At 44.3% G+C, this 20516-nt stretch carries 23 protein-coding genes; 21 read left to right on the top strand and 2 right to left on the bottom strand.

Features of this window, described 5'->3' with window-relative positions; genetic code table 11:
* Positions 1-81: 81 nt before the first annotated feature.
* The 15 genes from BFI01S_RS12320 (at position 82) to ftsZ (ending at position 14171) form a co-directional block, all read left to right on the top strand.
* Positions 82-678 (top strand): hypothetical protein, encoded by a 597-nt coding sequence (locus BFI01S_RS12320; RefSeq protein ID WP_061792887.1) that lies wholly within the window; start codon positions 82-84, stop codon positions 676-678.
* An 88-nt stretch (positions 679-766) separates the two neighbouring features.
* Entirely contained in the window at positions 767-1006 is a 240-nt protein-coding gene (locus BFI01S_RS12315) for a hypothetical protein (RefSeq protein ID WP_061792886.1), read from the top strand.
* A 165-nt stretch (positions 1007-1171) separates the two neighbouring features.
* The gene (locus tag BFI01S_RS12310; RefSeq protein ID WP_235831173.1) at positions 1172-2461 is read left to right on the top strand and encodes a serine hydrolase; all 1290 of its coding nucleotides are present in this window, start codon (positions 1172-1174) and stop codon (positions 2459-2461) included.
* 77 nt (positions 2462-2538) lie between these two features.
* On the top strand, positions 2539-4806 hold the full coding sequence (locus tag BFI01S_RS12305; protein WP_061792885.1) for a S8 family serine peptidase: 2268 nt from the start codon (positions 2539-2541) through the stop codon (positions 4804-4806).
* Positions 4807-5102: 296 nt separating this feature from the next.
* Entirely contained in the window at positions 5103-5324 is a 222-nt protein-coding gene (locus tag BFI01S_RS12300; RefSeq protein ID WP_061792884.1) for an AtpZ/AtpI family protein, read from the top strand.
* Positions 5325-5329: 5 nt separating this feature from the next.
* Positions 5330-5704, top strand: a complete 375-nt coding sequence (locus tag BFI01S_RS12295) for an ATP synthase subunit I (protein ID WP_061792883.1) — start codon at positions 5330-5332, stop codon at positions 5702-5704.
* Positions 5705-5725: 21 nt separating this feature from the next.
* A complete protein-coding gene (atpB, locus tag BFI01S_RS12290) occupies positions 5726-6439 on the top strand; it encodes a F0F1 ATP synthase subunit A (protein ID WP_061792882.1) in 714 nt (237 codons plus the stop codon).
* A gap of 75 nt (positions 6440-6514) precedes the next feature.
* Complete coding sequence (gene atpE, locus BFI01S_RS12285) at positions 6515-6727, top strand: F0F1 ATP synthase subunit C (RefSeq protein WP_009332220.1); 213 nt, start codon at positions 6515-6517, stop codon at positions 6725-6727.
* 149 nt (positions 6728-6876) lie between these two features.
* Positions 6877-7398, top strand: a complete 522-nt coding sequence (locus tag BFI01S_RS12280) for a F0F1 ATP synthase subunit B (RefSeq protein WP_061792881.1) — start codon at positions 6877-6879, stop codon at positions 7396-7398.
* Positions 7395-7931 carry a F0F1 ATP synthase subunit delta gene (locus BFI01S_RS12275; RefSeq protein ID WP_035327929.1) on the top strand — a complete coding sequence of 179 codons (537 nt, stop codon included), beginning with the start codon at positions 7395-7397 and terminating at the stop codon, positions 7929-7931. Before BFI01S_RS12280 ends, BFI01S_RS12275 begins: the two co-directional genes overlap by 4 nt.
* A gap of 24 nt (positions 7932-7955) precedes the next feature.
* Entirely contained in the window at positions 7956-9464 is a 1509-nt protein-coding gene (gene atpA / locus BFI01S_RS12270; protein WP_035327926.1) for a F0F1 ATP synthase subunit alpha, read from the top strand.
* Between the two features lie 212 nt (positions 9465-9676).
* On the top strand, positions 9677-10534 hold the full coding sequence (locus BFI01S_RS12265) for a F0F1 ATP synthase subunit gamma (protein ID WP_035327924.1): 858 nt from the start codon (positions 9677-9679) through the stop codon (positions 10532-10534).
* A 227-nt stretch (positions 10535-10761) separates the two neighbouring features.
* Complete coding sequence (gene atpD, locus BFI01S_RS12260; protein WP_048007945.1) at positions 10762-12183, top strand: F0F1 ATP synthase subunit beta; 1422 nt, start codon at positions 10762-10764, stop codon at positions 12181-12183.
* Positions 12184-12205: 22 nt separating this feature from the next.
* Positions 12206-12613 carry a F0F1 ATP synthase subunit epsilon gene (locus BFI01S_RS12255; protein ID WP_035327916.1) on the top strand — a complete coding sequence of 136 codons (408 nt, stop codon included), beginning with the start codon at positions 12206-12208 and terminating at the stop codon, positions 12611-12613.
* A 391-nt stretch (positions 12614-13004) separates the two neighbouring features.
* Positions 13005-14171, top strand: coding sequence for a cell division protein FtsZ (gene ftsZ / locus BFI01S_RS12250; protein ID WP_061792880.1), 1167 nt, complete (start codon positions 13005-13007; stop codon positions 14169-14171).
* Between the two features lie 138 nt (positions 14172-14309).
* Here the strand turns inward: ftsZ and BFI01S_RS12245 are convergent, their stop codons facing one another.
* Entirely contained in the window at positions 14310-14495 is a 186-nt protein-coding gene (locus tag BFI01S_RS12245; RefSeq protein WP_061792879.1) for a hypothetical protein, read from the bottom strand.
* A 222-nt stretch (positions 14496-14717) separates the two neighbouring features.
* Between BFI01S_RS12245 and BFI01S_RS12240 the strand changes: the two genes are divergently transcribed.
* Complete coding sequence (locus BFI01S_RS12240) at positions 14718-14963, top strand: hypothetical protein (protein ID WP_061792878.1); 246 nt, start codon at positions 14718-14720, stop codon at positions 14961-14963.
* A gap of 43 nt (positions 14964-15006) precedes the next feature.
* Here the strand turns inward: BFI01S_RS12240 and BFI01S_RS12235 are convergent, their stop codons facing one another.
* A complete protein-coding gene (locus tag BFI01S_RS12235; protein WP_061792877.1) occupies positions 15007-15729 on the bottom strand; it encodes a LysM peptidoglycan-binding and 3D domain-containing protein in 723 nt (240 codons plus the stop codon).
* 532 nt (positions 15730-16261) lie between these two features.
* On the opposite strand from BFI01S_RS12235, the gene BFI01S_RS12230 reads away from it, so the two are divergent.
* Genes BFI01S_RS12230 through nuoH form a run of 5 tightly spaced genes read left to right on the top strand, consistent with a single transcriptional unit; the run spans position 16262 to position 20387 of the window.
* Entirely contained in the window at positions 16262-16636 is a 375-nt protein-coding gene (locus BFI01S_RS12230; protein WP_035327896.1) for an NADH-quinone oxidoreductase subunit A, read from the top strand.
* Positions 16627-17139 carry a NuoB/complex I 20 kDa subunit family protein gene (locus BFI01S_RS12225; RefSeq protein WP_035327895.1) on the top strand — a complete coding sequence of 171 codons (513 nt, stop codon included), beginning with the start codon at positions 16627-16629 and terminating at the stop codon, positions 17137-17139. The genes BFI01S_RS12230 and BFI01S_RS12225 overlap by 10 nt, the downstream gene beginning before the upstream one ends.
* Before the next feature lie 3 nt (positions 17140-17142).
* Complete coding sequence (locus BFI01S_RS12220; RefSeq protein ID WP_061792876.1) at positions 17143-18276, top strand: NADH-quinone oxidoreductase subunit C; 1134 nt, start codon at positions 17143-17145, stop codon at positions 18274-18276.
* Positions 18277-18279: 3 nt separating this feature from the next.
* The gene (locus BFI01S_RS12215) at positions 18280-19380 is read left to right on the top strand and encodes an NADH-quinone oxidoreductase subunit D (RefSeq protein WP_048007951.1); all 1101 of its coding nucleotides are present in this window, start codon (positions 18280-18282) and stop codon (positions 19378-19380) included.
* Entirely contained in the window at positions 19380-20387 is a 1008-nt protein-coding gene (nuoH, locus tag BFI01S_RS12210; RefSeq protein WP_048007952.1) for an NADH-quinone oxidoreductase subunit NuoH, read from the top strand. The genes BFI01S_RS12215 and nuoH overlap by 1 nt, the downstream gene beginning before the upstream one ends.
* Positions 20388-20516: the final 129 nt, after the last annotated feature.

Here is a 20516-nt window from a genome sequence, read left to right as displayed (position 1 = left end):
GGCGGTTAGGTGGTTAGTCATGGGTAATGCCCGGCGAGAGCTGGGTGATCGGCAAGATACCAAGAAAGGTGCTGAAGGACGTTGGCAAATCAGTATTTGACAATGAAGGAGCTTAAAGAGGCACTTCCGGACATACCTGAGAATAGCTTAAAGCGTTATTTGCAGGAGCATGCAGAATACATAAATTATCGGAAGGAACATAATCGTTATAAAATCCAGGCTTCCGAAATTGAAAAGCTTAAATTTATCCGGAAATTATATTCAGATGGGCTGAAAAAAGAGGAAGTCACAGCAAAGCTTGAGGATGCAGGAATTCCGGTCATCATAACAGTGGAGGATGAGGAAGAAGGCAGCTCCACCTCACTTGTGAATGTGAATTCCGAACTGACAGATATGAAAAAGCTTGTCAGTTTCCTCGTGCAGCAAAACGAGCAATCCCGTCTTACCCAGAATAAAATCAGAGAACAAAACAAACAGCTGATTCATGAGGTGCACGAGCTCAAACTCACAATTGAAGATTTAAGAAATGCCCATGCACAAGGCTATGAAAAAGAGAGCGAAAAAGTCACTTCCCTCTATGAAAAACTGATGGCAACACAAAAGTCCGTAGAAGAAGTAGCCGGTGCATTAGAGGCTGAAAAAAGCAAAAGCATCTGGCAGAAGATATTTGGAAAGTAAAGGAGTGCCCGAATTGCAAGACTTACGTTTAGACTGCTGTCTGCGGGGTATTGGCATAATGATTTTATATACCCGGGAGGTCGAATAAATGAGAGCATTAGCCGTTTTAGAAGGGGCATTGATTGTCTGGATCATCATGCTGCTGGGTTCATTAATGGGAACCTTCATGTCCGAAGGTCTTATCGCCCTGGTATTTAAACTGGCAGAAGGAAAAGGAATCCTGCTTACAGTATTACTGATAGCTGCGACTATAGCGGATATGTGGAGAGATAAAAAGCGGGACCATTTAATTCAAAAAGGAAAACTGGAACCGAATCAGCTGTTTTAATACATAAAGGGAGAAAGCCATCATTTATTTGATGGCTTTTTAATAATCTAAAAGTACTATTTTCTGAAAATACAAAAAACTATATTGATAATCAATTGAAAGATAGATAGTATTAATTATACGGAATATTGTATATTGGTCAGTTTTTGAAAAGGAGATGAAGGTTTGAAAAGGTTAAGGTTATTGTTAATCGTATTCACATTAGTTTTAAGTTCTGCAGCTTTTTCTGGAAATATGGTGAATGCGAAAGAACGGTCCGGGGAGAAATTAAGTCAAGCCCATCCTAAAAAGGCAGGCTTTAATCCGCAGAAATTGAAGGGTATTGATAAAGCCATTACGGAGGCTATTGCGGATGGTGTTACGCCTGGTGCAGTAGTTCTTGTAGCCAAGGATGGAAAGATTGTCAAAGAGGAAGCGTACGGATATGCACAAAAGTATGATATGGGGGAATTACTCGAGAACCCCAGAAAAATGAAAAAGAAAACAATGTTCGACCTTGCTTCCGTTACGAAGGTAATGGGAGCAACCCAGGGCATTATGAAACTTGTCAATGATGGGAAACTCTCAGTAAATGACAGGGTATCTGATTTTATTCCAGAGTTTGCCCAGCATGGGAAACAGGATATTACAGTCGCTGACCTGCTGACACACACCTCTGGTTTAACTCCCTGGAAGCCGACATACCTTTATGCGGATAATTCGGAAGAGGTACTGAATTATATAAACAAGCTGCCCCTTGAATACCCGACTGGCACAGACAGAAGATATAGCGATTTTAGCTTTATGATGCTGGGTTTTTTGATTGAAGAGATCAGTGGACAAAAATTGGATAAGTACTTAGAAGAAAATATTTATAAGCCCTTAAAAATGCATGATACGAAGTTTACTCCACCGGACTATTTCAAGAAAAAGATTGCAGCTACCTCATGGGGAAATCCTTATGAGTATAAAATGATTGATGACCCTAATTTCGGGTACTATGTTGAAGAAAGCCCGGACATGTTCAAATACTGGAGAAATTACACCTTAGTCGGAGAAGTTAATGATGGGAATAGCTTTTATGGAAATAAAGGGGTTGCAGGCCATGCCGGTTTATTTTCGACAGCAAGGGACCTTGCTGTATTGGGCCAGACCATGTTAAATGGCGGAACATATGGGAAAACAAAAATGTATGATCAAGAAGTGATTGATACCTTTACCTCTCCTCAGCGCTTTGGCCAGGGATATGGCTGGGAGCTGGATAAAAGCTGGTATATGGGAGATCACTATTCTGACAAAGCTTTTGGCCATACTGGTTTTACTGGAACACAGGTTATTATCGATCCAGAGGAAAACCTTCAGATTATCCTGCTGACAAATAAACAAAACAATGGCCCTTTACCAAGCGGATCATACCGGAGCACAGGCGCTCTTTCCAAAGAAGTAGCCAATATTGTTTATGAATCCTTGAACTAGCCGTAATATTATATAGATTTACGCATACAAGGCATCTATTCAGCCCACCCTAAAACAAAAAGAGGGTGGGTTTTCTAATGAAAAAATTCTTACTGTCCATAACAGTCTTATCCTTGTTTTGGAGTCAAACTCCCGTTTCTGCACGGACACTTTCACACCCGCCTATACCGGAAGAGTCACCTGATATAGAAAAAGTGGCCATTGTAGTACTGAAGGATCCAAAAAATGAACAGGAAATAAAACAAATGATAGAACAAAACCCTGATCTGCAAATCAGGCATACATTCAATCATGCATTAAATGGCTTTTCTGTTAAAGGAAAGCCATCTGCATTGCAAAGCCTGCAAAGAATAGAGTCAGTCTCTGCTGTGTCACCGGTTAATACCTATCATGTTCATTCCAATGACAATATCAAGATGATTGGCGGCCTGAATGCCAGAGGCTATTATGATGAAAATAATCAGCGCCTCACAGGAAAGGGTGTAAAAGTAGGTGTGATCGACACCGGCATCGATTATAATCATCCCGACTTGCGAAGAAGCTATGGCGGCGGGCATGATCTGGTGGATAATGATAGAGATCCGATGGAAACGAAGGCTGCCGGGGGACAAGGCACACTGCATGGCACTCACGTCGCGGGTATCATTGCAGCAAATGGCAGGATCCAGGGGGTTGCACCGGAAGCAACCATCATCGCCTACAGGGCTCTCGGACCAGGCGGAAGCGGAACAACAGAACAGGTGATAGCAGCCATCGAACAGGCCATAAAGGATAAGGTGGATGTATTAAACCTTTCATTGGGAAATAACGTAAACGGGCCTGACCTTCCGATAAGCATGGCCCTGAATAAAGCGGTTGAGAAAGGAATAACGGCAGTCACTTCATCAGGCAACTCGGGACCGAATATTTGGACCGTCGGATCTCCGGGAACAGCGTCGAAGGCTATTTCTGTCGGAGCCTCTACACCAACGATAAAGGTGCCATTTTTGAGCATAAACGGACGTGAAATCCGCCTTGATTTGCTGCAGGGTTCAAAGGAATGGGAATTTGACCGCTCGTATGAAATGATCTATGGAGGACTCGGGCACCCGGATGAATTGAAGAATGCGGAAGGAAAAATGGTTCTGGTGGAAAGAGGGGAACTAACGTTTACTGATAAGGCATTCCATGCCATGGAAGCAGGAGCAGAGGGAATTATTATCTTTAATAATACAAAAGGCAGGTTCTTCGGCAATCTGGACAGCGAGGTTCCTATTCCGGCAGCGGCGCTTTCAAAGGAAGAAGGAGAGGAGCTCAAGAAGCTTATGAAGGAAGGACGGCTCCTTGCCCGGACTAATATAATAGAAGAAAGGGACATACTGGCTGACTTCAGCTCCCGCGGGCCCGTTACATCCACATGGGAAATTAAACCGGATGTTGTGGCACCGGGAGTCGCTATAAATAGCACCATTCCCGGCGGATACCTGCCGCTTCAGGGAACAAGCATGGCCGCTCCGCATGTAGCGGGTGCCTGTGCCATCTTAAAACAGGCTCATCCCGAATGGGGACCGGAACAGATTAAGGCGGCACTCATGAATACCGCTAAGCTTATTAGGAACGCGGAAGGACAAACATATAGAACTTATGAGCAGGGGGCAGGCAGAATCCAGCTTGCTCAGGCGCTGAAATCAGAAACGCTTGTAATTCCGGCTTCCATGCAATTCGGCAAATTCCAGATCGCAGACAGGCTGCATGACCACAGCAGTTTTATAACGGTTGAAAATCTAAGTGAAAAAACACAGTCTTATTCCTTTTCCGTACCCTATAAGCAGCAGGGCATCAATTGGGAAATGCCTATGACGTTTCAATTGAACCCGGGCGAAAAGAAAAAGGCTGAAATTAAAATGTCAGCTGATCCAACCCTTTTAAAGAAAAAGATTCATGATGGATACCTTCTATTGAAAGCAGGTGCAGAGAGTATTCATATTCCATACCTTTATGTGCTGGAAGAGCCGGATTATCCAAGAGTGATGGGATTCGGAATCGGCAAAGGAGATAAGCCTGGCACATATCGCTATGAAGTGTATCTGCCTGGCGGGGCGGAGGAATTCGGAATTGCGATGTTTGATTCGGAAAGTCTCCGGTTCATGGGATTTCTGGATTGGAAAAGAAATGCCGGCAAGGGGCAGCTGCTGCAGGAAATCCCTGCTGATAAGCTGCCTGGGCCGGGGCTGTATCTGGCGAAAGTGTTTGCCAAAAAGGCCGGCAGGGAAGACTGGATTGAAACCTATCTATTTGTAAGGCCGGATGGCCAGCTGGGGGATCCGGAGCCTTCAGCAGATCAGAAGAGGTTACTAGGCAAGTAAAAAACAAAGCGTTTCTAGGGGCGATGCAGAATCTCGCTCCTTTTTCAATAGAAATCCGAAAATTAAATGTGATAAATATGTGAACATACCATATTTTTACCTTTTTGTTTGTGAACTTTTTCACTCCAAACGCATTGACATTGACAAAGCCCTATTGTATGCTTACAAAGGGTAAAAGATGATAGGGTTTTCAAAATATTTTTGCAGACATATTTCCCACTTCTGCATGATGTTTAACTGATTTTTTACGGCCTCAAAACCCTCATACCATTCTCTTTAAGGGAGGATGCGTTTTTATGCGTCAAAAAGACCGCAACCCATTTAAGGCGATGGCCTTAATGTCCGCCATTCTTTCTCAGTTAGCAGGTTCGGTGCTCATTGGCATTTTCGCCGGAAGATGGCTTGACAGCAAGGCAGGAACTGAGCCTTTATTCCTTTTAATCGGCTTGTTCATTGGACTTGGCGCCGGGATTTACGCCATGCTTCGTCTAATCCAACATTTTTTCACAGGAGAATGAACATCATGCCGGAAATCAAAGCAACTTTTCTGAGACAGCGAAAATACATATTCCTTTTGTTGTCTGTTTACGTTCTCGGCTGGGGCTTTACACCATATCAATCTATTTTTCTTGGCTTGATCTTTGGTACATGCTTAAGTCTGTTCAATTTGTGGCTGATTTCACGAAAGGCGCTGCAATTTGGAGAGGCGGTTGAGAGAGGCGAGAAGGTGCGTTCACTTGGAACGGTATCCAGGATGGCTACAGCAGTATTTGCTGTTATGATTGCCCTGGAATATCCTGATAAGCTGCATCTGATCAGTGTGGTATTTGGATTAATGACATCCTATATTGTCATTATGATAGATTATTTTCTTCAATCTTTTCATTTACGTAAATAGCGGGAAGAGAGGTGAACACTATTGCATCATGAAGCTCCTATAAAGGAATTTTTAGGATTGAATTTTAACTTATCAAATGTACTGATGATTACAGTGGCAAGTGCTATTGTCTTCATTATTGCTTTGCTTTCAACCCGTCGATTGGCCATGAAACCAACGGGGATGCAAAACTTCTTCGAATGGATTATGGATTTTGTTAAGAATATCATTAACAGTACGATGGACTGGAAGACAGGCGGAAGATTCCATATCCTTGGATTAACCCTGATCATGTATATTTTTGTATCAAACATGCTCGGACTTCCGTTCGCGATCACTTATGATCACACTTTATGGTGGAAATCGCCAACAGCCGATCCTGTTATCACCTTAACATTAGCGGCAATGGTAGTCGGGCTTTCGCATTATTATGGCGTAAAGCTTAAAGGAGTAGGAGAATACGGCCGGGATTTTATCAGGCCAATGCCTTTCTTGTTCCCATTGAAAATCATTGAAGAGTTTGCAAACACTCTGACATTGGGACTTCGTCTTTACGGTAACATCTATGCAGGTGAAATACTGCTGACATTGCTTGTCGGAGGTCTCGCACATGCCGGTGTAGGCGGAATGCTTGCCGCAATTATACCGACACTCGTATGGCAGGGATTCTCAATCTTTGTCGGATCAATCCAGGCATTCATTTTCTGTATGTTAACAATGGTTTATATGGCACACAAAGTGAGCCAGGACCATTAATATATACCTGTTCATTTTATGGACAAAACTTATTAAACAAATAAATTTTCATACAATTTAAGGAGGAACTCAATAATGGGTCTTTTAGCAGCAGCAATTGCAATCGGTTTAGCAGCACTAGGTGCCGGTATCGGTAACGGTCTTATCGTATCAAAAACAGTCGAAGGTATGGCTCGCCAGCCAGAAGCTCGCGGTATGCTTCAAACTACAATGTTCATCGGGGTTGCGTTAGTTGAGGCCGTTCCGATCATTGGCGTTGTTATCGCGTTCATGGTTATCGGCGGTTAATTAATACTGTACCAATCGTTCAAAAATGGCGAAGATCATTCCATGAACCTTCGCCATTCCTTTATGTTTTTTTACCGTAAACTAATTCGGAATCATGTATATGACTCCGTTTCATAAGTGGAACAACTCTTGAAGGGAGTGAATCGAGGGTGTTAACAAACAGTCTAGTTTTAGGCGCTGCAGGCGGCGGTTTTAACGGCGGGGACATTTTGTACCAGCTGATCATGTTCATTATCTTGTTGGCATTGCTGAAAAAATTCGCGTGGGGTCCGTTAATGGGCATTATGCAGCAGCGTGAAGAGCACATTGCCAGTGAAATTCAAGCGGCTGAAGAAAGCCGTACAGAAGCAAAGAAGCTTTTAGAAGAGCAAAGAAATCTTTTAAAAGAAGCACGTACAGAAGCACAGGGCCTTATTGAAAATGCGAAGAAACAAGGCGATGTACAGCGTGAGGAAATCGTTGCGGCTGCCCGCACTGAGTCTGAGCGCATTAAAGAATCTGCTAAGCTTGAAATCGAGCAGCAGAAAGAACAGGCGGTTGCCGCTATCCGCGAGCAGGTCGCTTCATTGTCTGTCCTAATTGCTTCCAAGGTTATCGAGAAGGAACTAAGTGCAGCTGATCAGGAAAAGCTGATCAATGAATACATTCAAGAGGCAGGAGAAAAGCGATGACGGGCTCCACAGTAGCAAAGCGCTACGCGTTGGCTCTTTTCCAGCTTGCGAATGAACACCAGCTTCTTGACCAAATGGAAGAAGAGCTTCGTGCAGTGAAAGAAGTAGTAAACCATAACTCAGATTTAAAGTCTGTTTTGAAATCTCCAAAGCTTTCAATTGAGAAGAAAAAAGAGATTTTAAAAGAAGCATTTGCATCTGTGAACACGTTTGTACTAAACACGTTAATGATATTAATTGAACGCCACCGCGAAGATCATATCTCTGATGTGGCAGATCATTTTATAAGCCTGGCGAATGACAAAAAAGGAATTGCGGATGCAAAAGTGTACACTGTCCGTCCGCTATCTGAAGCAGAGAAGGAAGCATTATCTGTGTCATTTGCAGCAAAGGTTGGGAAAAAATCACTTCGTATTGACAATATTGTTGATACTAACTTGCTCGGCGGCATCAAGCTTCGAATCGGAAACCGGATTTTCGACGGCAGCTTGCGCGGAAAGCTAGAGCGTCTTGAACGTCAATTGTTAGGCTAAGATTCGTAGATAGGGGTGAAACTCATGAGCATCAATGCTGAAGAAATCAGTGCGCTGATAAAAAAGCAAATCGAAAACTATCAGTCGGAAATTCAAGTGAGTGATGTAGGTACGGTTATCTCTGTTGGTGACGGTATCGCTCGTGCTCATGGCCTCGACAATGTCATGGCTGGAGAACTTGTTGAATTTTCAAACGGCGTTATGGGTATGGCACAAAACCTTGAAGAAAATAACGTCGGTATTATCATTTTAGGACCATTTACAGAAATCCGTGAAGGCGATGAAGTACGCCGTACTGGCCGCATCATGGAGGTACCGGTTGGTGAAGAACTGATCGGCCGCGTAGTAAACCCTCTTGGACAGCCAGTAGATGGCATGGGACCAATCAACACTACAAAATCCCGTCCGATTGAAAGCCCGGCACCAGGTGTTATGGATCGTAAATCCGTACACGAGCCGCTTCAAACAGGAATTAAGGCGATTGACGCACTTGTGCCAATCGGCCGCGGACAGCGTGAGTTAATCATCGGTGACCGTCAAACAGGTAAAACATCCGTTGCAATCGATACAATCCTGAACCAAAAAGATCAGGATATGGTATGTATCTATGTGGCAATCGGACAAAAAGAATCTACAGTTCGTAATGCAGTAGAAACACTTCGTAAGCAAGGTGCGCTTGATTACACAATTGTTGTAACAGCATCTGCATCACAGCCTGCTCCAATGCTATACCTGGCTCCTTACGCTGGGGTAACAATGGGTGAAGAGTTCATGTACAACGGCAAGCACGTTCTTGTTGTGTATGATGACTTAACAAAGCAAGCTTCTGCTTACCGTGAACTTTCATTGCTATTGCGCCGTCCTCCAGGCCGTGAAGCATATCCAGGGGACGTATTCTACTTGCACAGCCGCTTATTAGAGCGCGCTGCAAAGCTAAGTGATGCGAAAGGTGCAGGTTCAATCACTGCGCTTCCATTTATCGAAACACAAGCAGGCGATGTTTCTGCTTACATTCCGACAAACGTTATCTCAATCACTGACGGACAAATTTTCCTTCAGTCTGACCTATTCTTCTCCGGTGTACGTCCGGCGATCAACGCAGGTCTTTCTGTATCACGTGTAGGTGGATCTGCACAAATCAAAGCAATGAAAAAGGTTGCAGGTACACTGCGTCTTGACCTTGCTTCATACCGTGAACTAGAATCATTTGCCCAGTTCGGTTCTGACCTTGATAAAGCAACACAGGCTAAACTTAACCGTGGTGCCCGTACAGTAGAGGTTCTAAAGCAGGATCTTAACAAGCCGTTAAAAGTTGAGAAGCAGGTTGCAATCCTTTACGCTCTGACTCGCGGCTTCTTAGATGACATTCCTGTACAGGATATTCGTCGTTTCGAATCTGAATTCCTTTCATGGTTAGACCATAACCGCAAAGATTTGTTAGACCATATCGTGACTACAAAAGAACTTCCTTCTGATGACGATATGGCATCTGCGATTAACGACTTTAAGAAAACTTTCGCAGTATCCGAATAATGGAGATTGCCTGGATGGGGAATTGCTCCCCATCTAAGCAGCTCAATTCGGTTCTGACAAACAATAAAAAGCGGAAGCGCCTTGGTCAGCCCCGACAAGCATAAGACGAGCCCTGCAGGAAGGTGTTCTTTACTTCCGGAAGGGATTGGCTTATGACCTCGAGGGGCTAGGCGCTGCAGCTGGCCTAATCTGAATAAGGGTGGTGAGAACCTGTGGCATCATTACGCGATATAAAAAATCGTATTACTTCTACGAAGAAAACGAGTCAAATTACAAAAGCAATGCAGATGGTATCGGCTGCGAAAATGAATAAGGCGGAAATGAATGCAAGATCTTTCGTGCCTTATATGGAGAAAATCCAGGAAGTTACGGCAAGCATCGCTTTGGGAAGCAAAGATGTCTCACATCCAATGCTGACCAGCCGCCCAGTCAAGAAAACTGGTTACCTCGTAATCACTTCAGACCGCGGACTTGCGGGAGCTTATAACAGTAACGTTTTGCGAAATGTCTACCAGACAATTCAAAAGCGCCATAAATCACCGGATGAGTATGCAATCATTGCGATCGGACGTGTGGGCCGTGACTTTTTCAGAAAGCGCAATATGAACGTCATTCTGGATATTGTTGCTGTTGCGGACCAGCCTGCATTTGCTGAAATCAAGGATATTGCCAGCAAAACAGTTGGCATGTTCGCTGATGAGACATTTGACGAATTATATATGTATTACAGCCATTATGTCAGCGCGATTCAACAGGATGTAACAGAGAAGAAGCTTCTTCCGCTTACGGATATCTCCAGCTCGAAAAAGCTTACATCTTATGAGTTTGAACCTTCCGCTGAAGAAATTTTAAAAGTATTGCTGCCTCAATACGCTGAAAGCTTAATCTACGGAGCGCTTTTAGACAGTAAGGCAAGTGAACATGCTGCACGGATGACAGCGATGCAGAATGCGACGGATAACGCTAAAGAGCTTATTAACTCGTTAAGCCTAAGCTACAACCGTGCACGTCAGGCAGCCATCACGCAGGAAATTACCGAAATCGTCGGCGGAGCAGCCGCGTTAGAATAAAACTTGGATTCTTACTCTAATATGAGAGTAGTCCAGCTACAGCGCCTAGCCCCTCGAGTCATAAGCCAATCCCTTCCGGAAGGAAAGAACGCCTTCCTGCAGGGCTCGTCTTATGCTTGAGGCCAGCAGGATGCTGGTCATGCAGGCGTTGCCACAGGACGTGGCGTTCTTAGTCTGCGTTCCACATGGCCGAGGCGCTTCCGCATTCTTAATTAGGAGGGAAAAAGATGAACAAAGGACGCGTTCTTCAAGTTATGGGTCCGGTTGTTGACGTAAAGTTCGAAAGCGGCCAGCTTCCTGAGATCTATAATGCATTGACTGTTACAAACCCAGCGCGTAACGAATCTGAAGTTGACATCAACTTAACCCTTGAAGTTGCCCTTCATTTAGGTGATGATACAGTCCGCACCATTGCAATGTCTTCTACTGACGGCTTACAGCGCGGCAGTGAAGTTGTTGACTCGGGTGCTCCTATCTCTGTACCAGTAGGTGATGTAACACTTGGACGTGTATTCAACGTGCTTGGTGAATCAATCGACTTAGATCCTGCAATCGCTGCAGATGCCCGTCGTGATTCGATCCACAGAGAGGCTCCTAAGTTTGAGCAGCTTTCTACTGAAGTAGAAATTCTTGAAACTGGAATTAAGGTAGTAGACCTTCTTGCTCCATACATTAAAGGTGGTAAGATCGGTCTGTTCGGTGGCGCCGGTGTAGGTAAAACCGTATTAATCCAGGAATTGATCAATAACATCGCTCAGGAGCACGGCGGTATTTCCGTATTCGCCGGTGTTGGTGAGCGTACGCGTGAAGGTAATGACCTTTATCATGAAATGACGGATTCAGGCGTTATCAAGAAAACAGCGATGGTATTCGGCCAGATGAACGAGCCGCCGGGAGCGCGTATGCGTGTTGCCCTGACTGGTTTGACAATGGCAGAATTCTTCCGTGATGATCAGGGACAGGACGTTCTTTTCTTCATGGATAACATCTTCCGATTCACACAGGCAGGTTCAGAGGTATCAGCCCTATTAGGCCGTATGCCATCTGCCGTTGGTTACCAGCCGACACTTGCTACTGAAATGGGTAAATTACAGGAACGTATCACTTCTACTAACGTAGGTTCTGTTACTTCCATCCAGGCGATTTACGTACCAGCCGATGACTATACGGATCCGGCTCCGGCTACAACTTTCGCCCACTTAGATGCAACAACTAACCTTGAGCGTAAACTTTCTGAGATGGGTATTTACCCTGCGGTGGATCCATTAGCTTCCACTTCCCGTGCATTGTCACCGGAAATCGTTGGCGAAGAGCACTACTCAGTTGCACGCCAGGTACAGCAGACATTACAGCGTTACAGAGAACTTCAGGATATCATTGCGATCCTTGGTATGGATGAGCTTTCTGATGAAGATAAGCTAATCGTAGCACGTGCGCGCCGTATCCAGTTCTTCTTATCTCAAAACTTCCACGTTGCTGAGCAGTTTACTGGCCAGCCAGGTTCATACGTACCGGTTAAAGAAACAGTTAAAGGCTTCAAAGATATTCTTGAAGGCAAGTACGACCACCTGCCAGAAGATGCATTCCGACTTGTCGGCCGAATCGAAGAGGTAATCGAGAGTGCAAAGAAAATGGGCGTAGAGGTCTAATTCTGGACCAGGAGGGTAAAAAATGAAGACGATTAAAGTCAGTGTTGTTACTCCCGATGGCCCGGTGTATGAATCAGATGTGGAAATGGTAAGCACAAAAGCTCAAAGCGGTGAGCTTGGAATTTTACCTGGACACATTCCAATGGTTGCACCGTTACAAATTGGAGCCGTTCGTTTGAAAAACGGCGGAAAAACTGATTTCGTCGCAGTAAGCGGCGGATTCCTTGAAGTTCGTCCGGAACAGGTAACGATTTTAGCGCAATCTGCTGAGCAGGCAGATGAAATTGATGTAGAGCGTGCCGTTCGTGCCAAGCAGCGTGCTGAACAGCGCCTGAATGAGCAGAAGCGTGAAAACATTGATTTCCGCCGTGCAGAACTTGCACTTCAGCGTGCGATCAACCGTATCGAAGTTTCGGAAAGAAAGTTTTAATAACAATTCACAACACCTCCTGGCCTAGCTGGGGGGTGTTTTTGTTGTATAGGAAATTATAAAATTAAGCAATGTTAATTACTCTGTGGAAGAGTGTCTGCATCCAGCTCCAGCGCCTACCCCCTCGAGGTCACAAGCCAATCCGCCCAGAAAGGTAAAGAACACCTTTCCGGGCGGCTCGTCTTGTGCTAGTCGGGGGTGAACAAGGCGCTTCCGCTTTTGTTTCAGAAATATTTACCACCCAAATTTTAAGAAAATTGCCCCAAAAAAGAGATAAATCACTCGAATTCTTTTATATAGGCCTTTACAATAGAAGAGAGTAAACCTTTAAAGGTTACTCTCTTTTTTAAAGCTATCATGCAAGTCTATTTGAATAAAAGGAGGAGCCGCAATGCTGGAGTTTGATACAAATATAGACCAATACGCTACGATCAAAGTCATCGGAGTCGGCGGCGGGGGGAATAACGCTGTAAATCGGATGATTGAACATGGAGTTGAGGGAGTAGAGTTTATTGCTGTCAATACAGATGGACAAGCTCTAAATCAATCAAAGGCAGAAGTAACCATGCAAATCGGTGCAGCCTTAACAAGAGGCCTGGGTGCAGGGGCTAATCCTGAAGTGGGCAGAAAAGCAGCTGAGGAAAGTGAAAGCCAGCTTCGTGAAGTGCTGAAGGGTGCCGACATGGTATTCGTTACTGCCGGAATGGGCGGGGGAACCGGAACGGGTGCAGCTCCTGCTATTGCCCGCATTGCACGTGAAGTGGGTGCATTGACTATCGGTGTGGTAACCCGCCCTTTCAAATTTGAAGGACGTAAGCGTGCAGCCAATGCTGATGCAGGCATCGAAGCCATGAAAAAAGCTGTTGATACGCTAATTATTATTCCAAATGATCGCTTATTGGAGATTATTGATAAGAAAACACCTATGCTGGAAGCGTTTATGGAAGCGGATAATGTCCTTCGCCAGGGCGTTCAGGGCATCTCTGACCTGATTGCCGTTCCCGGTTTAATCAATCTCGATTTTGCCGATGTCAAAACAGTTATGTCCCACAAAGGAACAGCACTGATGGGGATCGGAATTGCCACTGGGGAGGACCGTGCGGCTGAAGCAGCCCGTAAAGCCATTTCAAGCCCGCTGCTTGAAACGTCCATTAACGGAGCCCGCGGCGTCATTATGAACATTACGGGCGGAGCAAATATCAGCTTATATGAAGTGCAGGAGGCTGCTGATATTGTTGCTTCTGCTTCTGATGAAGAAGTGAATATGATTTTTGGTTCAGTTATAAATGATTCCTTAAAGGAAGAAATTCTTGTTACGGTTATCGCTACCGGCTTCAATGAACAAGAGGAGTTAAGAGCTAAACCGAGCACAAGACCATCTGTAGAAAAAGAATATGATCATACATATCATTATGCAGAAGAAACAAGCAATCGCCGGCCGGTTAGAGAGCCTCGAGAATATCGGGAACCGGTTCAGGATAACTATCGTGTGCAGGCTGACCCGCAGGAAGAGTCACTTGATACACCGGCGTTCCTTAGAAACCGCAGAAGACGCTAATGATAGAAACAGGCTGCCAAAAAGAGGGCAGCCTGTTTTTTTAGGTGAATTTTATTGATGGTTGATATGTTGGTGGTTGAGTGGTTGATGCTGATACAAGAAGAAAGGACAGGCAAATGCCTGTCCTTCATTTATTTTTTACTTTGTCTGGTCATATAGGGTTAACTGATCCAAATTCTTATGCACGGTCATGAGTTTTTTTAGAAGGCTCATGAACTTTTGTTTATCTTCAAAAGGAGTGACATCCAGCTCCCTTTTTAGCTCATTGCTTTTAGTAACGAGCTCATCGAATTTTTGAATAGCTGGGCAGTTGTTTTTAGTCATAAGTAATTCTCCTAATCTAAGCTCTTAATATAACTTTATCACAAAAATTAATTTCAAAGGAAACAGCTATATTTCATTTATATTAAAAAGGAATGGCTATTTTAACTAATTTAACTATTTTGTTAAAAGTGTCAGATTTTGTTGAAAGCCGTTGAATAGAGTCATATAGTATCAACATGTGCTTAGAAAGACAAGGTGTGAGAAAACCAGGGGGTGATATCCTTGTCTACTGTATTATTTGGAACGATAGAATATTATGAAAGAGAGTTAATCAGCTATTTTACAAATAATCATATAAGCCATAATGATGATGCCACCATGAAAGTATTCCTTATGCTTGAAGCGGAGATATTCAATGTGTTCTTATTTGACGAAGCGACCCGGATCAGATGTATGCAAAATCTATTAAAAGCTTTTTGCCGGGTATCTGAAACACACTTTACAAAAAAGCAGCCTACAAATGAATAGAGCAATTGAAAAAAGAGGTCCCTGCAGTGAGAGACCTCTTCGTTTAATTTAGGATAGTAACCTTTACATCTTTTCTTCCCCACTGCAGTGCATCCTGTTCTCCAGGAATAAACACATCAATTTCATGTCCGTTAATTCCGCCGCCAATATCTTCGGCAGTTGCATAGCCATATCCTTCTACAAATACTTTAGAACCCAAAGGAATTACGTCCGGATCAACTGCAATTACTTTTTCATCCGGGTTATCGATAAGATTGACTCCTGTTTTTGTAATGCCGATACATCCTTCACAGCTCGCTGTATAGGCAGTTGCAGTAACAGTCAGAACTTTGCCTTCTTTTGCTGCAGGCTCATTGGTGTTTGCTGCTTTTACGATGGTCTTAGGATTAGAAGCTTCTTTTCTCACTGATTCATTTTTATAAATGATTAGCTCTAATCCAGGTTTTATAAAATCGGATTTCAGCTGATTCCACTTCTTAAGGTTATGTACACTTATATTGTATGTTTTGGCAATATTCCAGAGAGTGTCACCAGACTCTACTATGTATATTTCTTCAGGTGAAACATCAAGCTTGTCATTTGGGTGAATCAGATTCCCGGACAGGCCATTCCAGTTTTTAATATCCTGAACGGACACTTCATGTTTTTGTGCTATGGACCATAGGGTATCCCCTTTGTTTACAGTTACTTCTTCTGCATATGCGCTTACACCTGCTGTGCTCCAGATGATTAAGCTCGCGAGCAGATAATAAAAATACTTTTTCATGTTAAACCTCCTATAAACTTGGTTGACAATTATTATGCTAGCACAGAAAATTCTGAGTAAAAGAACAGAGAGGTTATAATTAAATTACGCACATTTCAGGAAAATAACGAAGAAATGGCAAAACATCATAATGTTCATACTGGATGGACGAAAAGCCTTAGATATAGTCATATTTGATATATTAGATCCTTAAGTTGGTTTAAATAGAAAGTTCTTCCTATGTGTGCGAGAAAGAAAAAATTCTCTGGTTGTGTTACATATCTCACTGACAAAGGAGAAAATTTGTTTTTTAATGGTAGATAAATATAAAAAAGAATTTAATGGATATTGACAGGGGGCAAGCTCATATAATCTAAGGAAGTTGTGTCAAAAGTGGCTATGTAATTTTTCTTCCGGAGATCCGATTATGCGTCCATTGAGAATTTCCAATAATAGTCTGAGGTTGTGTCGACACATGGGAGAGTAGGGTGTATAATGGTTACGGTTACATGTTTAAATGTTGTGAAAACTTTCAGCATTGGAGGGGATGGGCATGGAGCTTTGGAATTTATACCAGAATAACTATTTGATAGTTTTCGTGTTTTTGTGCCTGGGCGTATTGCTGCCTGTGGTGGCTTTGTTTTTGGGAAAGCTTTTGCGGCCCTATAAGCCATATGATACGAAGTATACCACATATGAGAGCGGGATTGAGCCATTCCATGATTCGAGGGTGCAGTTCAATGTCCGCTATTATATTTTTGCCCTGATGTTTGTCATTTTTGATGTGGAAACAGTATTTTTGTACCCGTGGGCAGTGGCATATGAGAAGCTTGGAATTTTTGCATTGATTGAGATGCTGATTTTTGTATTTATGCTTATAATTGGACTTGTTTATGCATGGAAAAAGAAGGTGCTGAAATGGATTTAAAGCTGGATAATATTACACCGGAAGAAATGGAAGAACTGCAGCGCAATGTGTTTATGGCAACTTTGGAACAGATTAAAGCGTGGGCGCGGAGCAATTCATTGTGGCCAATGACCTTCGGGCTTGCTTGCTGTGCCATTGAAATGATGGGTGTAGGTTCATCGCATTACGATTTGGACCGTTTTGGTTCTTTTTTCCGCACATCTCCCCGTCAGTCTGATGTCATGATTGTTTCAGGTACAGTAACAAAGAAAATGGCGCCAATTGTCCGCCGTCTTTATGATCAGATGCCTGAACCGAAATGGGTGATCGCGATGGGATCCTGTGCAACTGCGGGTGGGCCATATGTGAAATCTTACTCAGTAGTTAAAGGGGTCGACCAGATTGTCCCTGTTGATGTATACATACCAGGATGCCCGCCGAACCCGGCAGCATTGATTTACGGAATTAATAAGTTAAAAGAGAAAATCCGTTATGAGGCTAAGACTGGGAAGAAGGTGATCTAACCTATGAGCGGAGAAAAAGATCTTGAACAGCTGAAAAAAGAAGCTGCCGCGAAGGCGAAGGCAGCTGCCTTGGCAAAGATGAAAGCAAAAGAGCAGGGAGAAGCTGAGGCAGAAGCTCCAGCAGAAGACATGGATCTGGCGAAGCAAAAAGCCGCCGCAGCCGCGAAGGCAAAGGCAGCGGCCCTGGCTAAAATGAAAGCGAAAGAGCAGGGAGAAACAAAGGAAGAGGCACCTGCAGAAGACGTGGATCTGGCGAAGCAAAAAGCCGCCGCAGCAGCAAAAGCCAAAGCCGCAGCTGCCGCAAAGGCGAAAGCAGCAGCTCAAGCAAAACAAGCAGGCGGGGATGACGAAAAGGCAAAAGCGATTGCAGCAGCAAAAGCCAAAGCCGCCGCAGCTGCAAAGGCGAAAGCAGCAGCTCAAGCAAAACAAGCAGGCGGTGACGATGAAAAGGCAAAAGCGATTGCAGCAGCAAAGGCAAAAGCTGCCGCAGCAGCAAAAGCAAAATTAGCAGCAGCAGGCAAAGCAGACGGAGCAGCAGATGATGAAAAGGCAAAGGCAATCGCTGCAGCGAAAGCAAAGGCCGCAGCCGCAGCAGCCGCGAAGGCAAAAGCTGCCGGAAGCAAGGCTGACACTGAACCAGCTGCAGAAAAAGCTCCATCCGTTAATCAGCCATACCTTGATAAATATGTAAAGGTAATTGAAGAAAATCTGGGATCTGATGTTCTTGAAGAGTACTATATCAATAATCTCTCCAAGGAAGTGCCGACTTTGGTTGCCAGAGCTGAATCATATTTTAAATTGGCAGAATTCCTGAAATATAATGAACAGCTTGGCTTTGATTATTTATCCGAGCTTCATGGCACCGATTTTGAGACCCACATGGAAGTGTATGCTCACTTATACTCATACAAAAAACGTCAATCTGTTGCACTGAAGGTTAAAATTGACCGCGATGAGCCGGTAATTGATTCACTGCAGCCGTTATGGGCCGGAGCCAATTGGCCGGAATGTGAGACATATGATTTGCTGGGAATCAAATTCAAAGGACACCCTAACTTATACCGGATTATGCTGGGGGAAGACTGGATCGGGCATCCGCTGCGAAAAGACTATGAACCGTACGATGTGGAGGTGTAACCAATGCTGCGAACAGAAGAAATGCTGTTAAATGTTGGACCTCAGCATCCAAGTACCCACGGTGTTTTTCGCCTTGTTCTGAAAATTGACGGGGAGATCATCAAAGAGGCGAAACCGGTCATCGGCTACCTGCACCGCGGAACGGAGAAATTGGCTGAAAACCTGCAGTATACTCAAATTATTCCTTATACAGACCGAATGGACTATCTTGCCGCCATGACGAATAATTATATCCTTGTCCATGCGGTGGAAACAATGATGGATTTGAAAATTCCTGAACGGGCAGAATATCTGAGGATCATCACGATGGAGCTTGGCCGGATTGCCAGCCATCTGGTATGGTGGGGTACATATTTACTTGATATTGGGGCAACAAGCCCATTCCTGTATGCATTCAGAGAGCGTGAAATGATCATCAATATGCTGAATGAGATCTCCGGAGGCCGATTGACGTTTAACTATATGCGTGTCGGCGGCGTTAAATGGGATGCTCCTGAGGGCTGGATTGATAAAGTAAGAGAGTTTGTTCCATATATGCGTGAACAGCTCAAAGGCTACCATCAGCTGGTAACCGGAAACGAAATTTTCATGAACCGTGTCAAAGGGGTAGGAAAGTATACGAAAGAGGATGCTCTAAACTACTCGCTAAGCGGTGCAAATCTCCGCTGCACAGGCGTAAAATGGGATCTCCGCAAAGATGAGCCATACTCCATCTATGATCGCTTTGATTTCGATGTGGCGGTTCAGGACGGCGGGGATGCGTGGGCCAGATATCATGTGCGTATGCAGGAAATTGAGGAATCTTTAAAAATCCTTGAACAAGCGGTGGAGCAATTCCCGTCTGAAGGCGATATTCTGGCCAAAGTGCCAAAAATCATCAAAGCGCCAAAAGGGGAAGCGTTTGTCAGAATCGAATCTCCAAGGGGAGAAATCGGCTGCTATATCGCGAGTGATGGAAAGAAGGAGCCATACCGGATGAAATTCCGGAGGCCATCATTCTATAATCTTCAGATTCTCCCGAAATTGCTTGAAGGCGAAAACATTGCGAACTTGATTGCTATTTTAGGGGCAATTGATATTGTCCTTGGGGAGGTGGACGGTTAATGGTAGAAGAACTTCTCCATTCCGAAGCAGGTCTGCTGAATTTCGGTATTTTCTTCTTGCTTGCCACCGTTTTACTGCTAGTCGTTTTGGGATTTGTTACTTACGCCATTCTGGCGGAGCGTAAAGTCATGGGATTTATGCAGCTGCGCCACGGGCCGAATCAGGTCGGCGGACGCTGGGGGCTGCTGCAGACTGTTGCGGACGTATTAAAGCTTCTTTTAAAAGAAGACACCATTCCTAAGCTTGCAGACAGGCCGCTGTTTATTCTTGCACCGGTTATTGCATTTGCACCGGCATTCATGGTGCTGGCGACAATTCCATTTACAGACAAACTGCAGTTTGCTGATATTGGAGTTGGATTGCTGTATTACATCGCCATTTCCGGGCTGACAACAGTCGGTATTGTCACCGGAGCATGGGCTTCAAATAATAAATATGCATTGCTTGGCGGAATGCGTGCCGCTGCACAGATGATTTCATATGAAATTCCACTCGTAATGTCTGTATTAGGCATTATCCTTTTAACAGGCAGTCTAAACCTGAATGAAATTGTTGAAGCGCAAAAAAATGGCTGGTTCATTATTTGGCAGCCTATTGCTTTCATCGTATTCCTGATTGCTTCCACAGCGGAGCTAAACCGTGTTCCATTTGACTTGCCTGAAGCGGAATCAGAGCTGGTCGCCGGTTTCCATGTTGAATATTCCGGCTTTCGCTGGGCATTCTTCATGCTTGCGGAATATGTATACTTCTTTGCCATGGCTTCATTGACAACCGTACTATTCCTTGGCGGGTGGCTGCCGCTGCCGTTCCTGGAGTTCATTCCGGGTGCCGTCTGGTTTGCGCTTAAGTTTACGGCTGTAATCTTTGTTTTAGTCTGGTTTCGTGTTACATTCCCGCGCCTCCGTGCAGACCAGCTTATGGAATTTGGCTGGAAGGTTCTGCTGCCGGTAGCACTTGCGAATATTTTCTTAACAGCTTTGCTGAAAGAATGGCTGAATATCTTTTAATGAGGAGCAGCCTCATAACATCGAGAATTGTCTAGCTGCACAAGGAACGCTTCGGCAGCATAATCATCGCAGGACTAAAAGCGTTAGCTTTTAGGAGGAGCGCCTACCCCCTCGAGGTCACAAGCCAAT

This window comes from Cytobacillus firmus NBRC 15306 (assembly GCF_001591465.1).
Taxonomy (GTDB): Bacteria; Bacillota; Bacilli; order Bacillales; family Cytobacillaceae; genus Cytobacillus; species Cytobacillus firmus.
This window is presented reverse-complemented; position numbering and strand designations above follow the sequence as displayed.

Coding starts and splice junctions, on each gene's coding strand:
- nuoH (WP_048007952.1), top strand. CDS start 19,380: ATGGTAGAAGAACTTCTCCATTCCGAAGCAGGTCTGCTGAATTTCGGT.
- BFI01S_RS12235 (WP_061792877.1), bottom strand. CDS start 15,729: ATGAAAAAGTATTTTTATTATCTGCTCGCGAGCTTAATCATCTGGAGC.
- atpD (WP_048007945.1), top strand. CDS start 10,762: ATGAACAAAGGACGCGTTCTTCAAGTTATGGGTCCGGTTGTTGACGTA.
- BFI01S_RS12245 (WP_061792879.1), bottom strand. CDS start 14,495: ATGACTAAAAACAACTGCCCAGCTATTCAAAAATTCGATGAGCTCGTT.
- ftsZ (WP_061792880.1), top strand. CDS start 13,005: ATGCTGGAGTTTGATACAAATATAGACCAATACGCTACGATCAAAGTC.
- BFI01S_RS12215 (WP_048007951.1), top strand. CDS start 18,280: ATGCTGCGAACAGAAGAAATGCTGTTAAATGTTGGACCTCAGCATCCA.
- BFI01S_RS12300 (WP_061792884.1), top strand. CDS start 5,103: ATGCGTCAAAAAGACCGCAACCCATTTAAGGCGATGGCCTTAATGTCC.
- atpA (WP_035327926.1), top strand. CDS start 7,956: ATGAGCATCAATGCTGAAGAAATCAGTGCGCTGATAAAAAAGCAAATC.
- BFI01S_RS12220 (WP_061792876.1), top strand. CDS start 17,143: ATGAGCGGAGAAAAAGATCTTGAACAGCTGAAAAAAGAAGCTGCCGCG.
- atpE (WP_009332220.1), top strand. CDS start 6,515: ATGGGTCTTTTAGCAGCAGCAATTGCAATCGGTTTAGCAGCACTAGGT.
- BFI01S_RS12295 (WP_061792883.1), top strand. CDS start 5,330: ATGCCGGAAATCAAAGCAACTTTTCTGAGACAGCGAAAATACATATTC.
- BFI01S_RS12305 (WP_061792885.1), top strand. CDS start 2,539: ATGAAAAAATTCTTACTGTCCATAACAGTCTTATCCTTGTTTTGGAGT.
- BFI01S_RS12315 (WP_061792886.1), top strand. CDS start 767: ATGAGAGCATTAGCCGTTTTAGAAGGGGCATTGATTGTCTGGATCATC.
- BFI01S_RS12230 (WP_035327896.1), top strand. CDS start 16,262: ATGGAGCTTTGGAATTTATACCAGAATAACTATTTGATAGTTTTCGTG.
- BFI01S_RS12275 (WP_035327929.1), top strand. CDS start 7,395: ATGACGGGCTCCACAGTAGCAAAGCGCTACGCGTTGGCTCTTTTCCAG.
- BFI01S_RS12255 (WP_035327916.1), top strand. CDS start 12,206: ATGAAGACGATTAAAGTCAGTGTTGTTACTCCCGATGGCCCGGTGTAT.
- BFI01S_RS12225 (WP_035327895.1), top strand. CDS start 16,627: ATGGATTTAAAGCTGGATAATATTACACCGGAAGAAATGGAAGAACTG.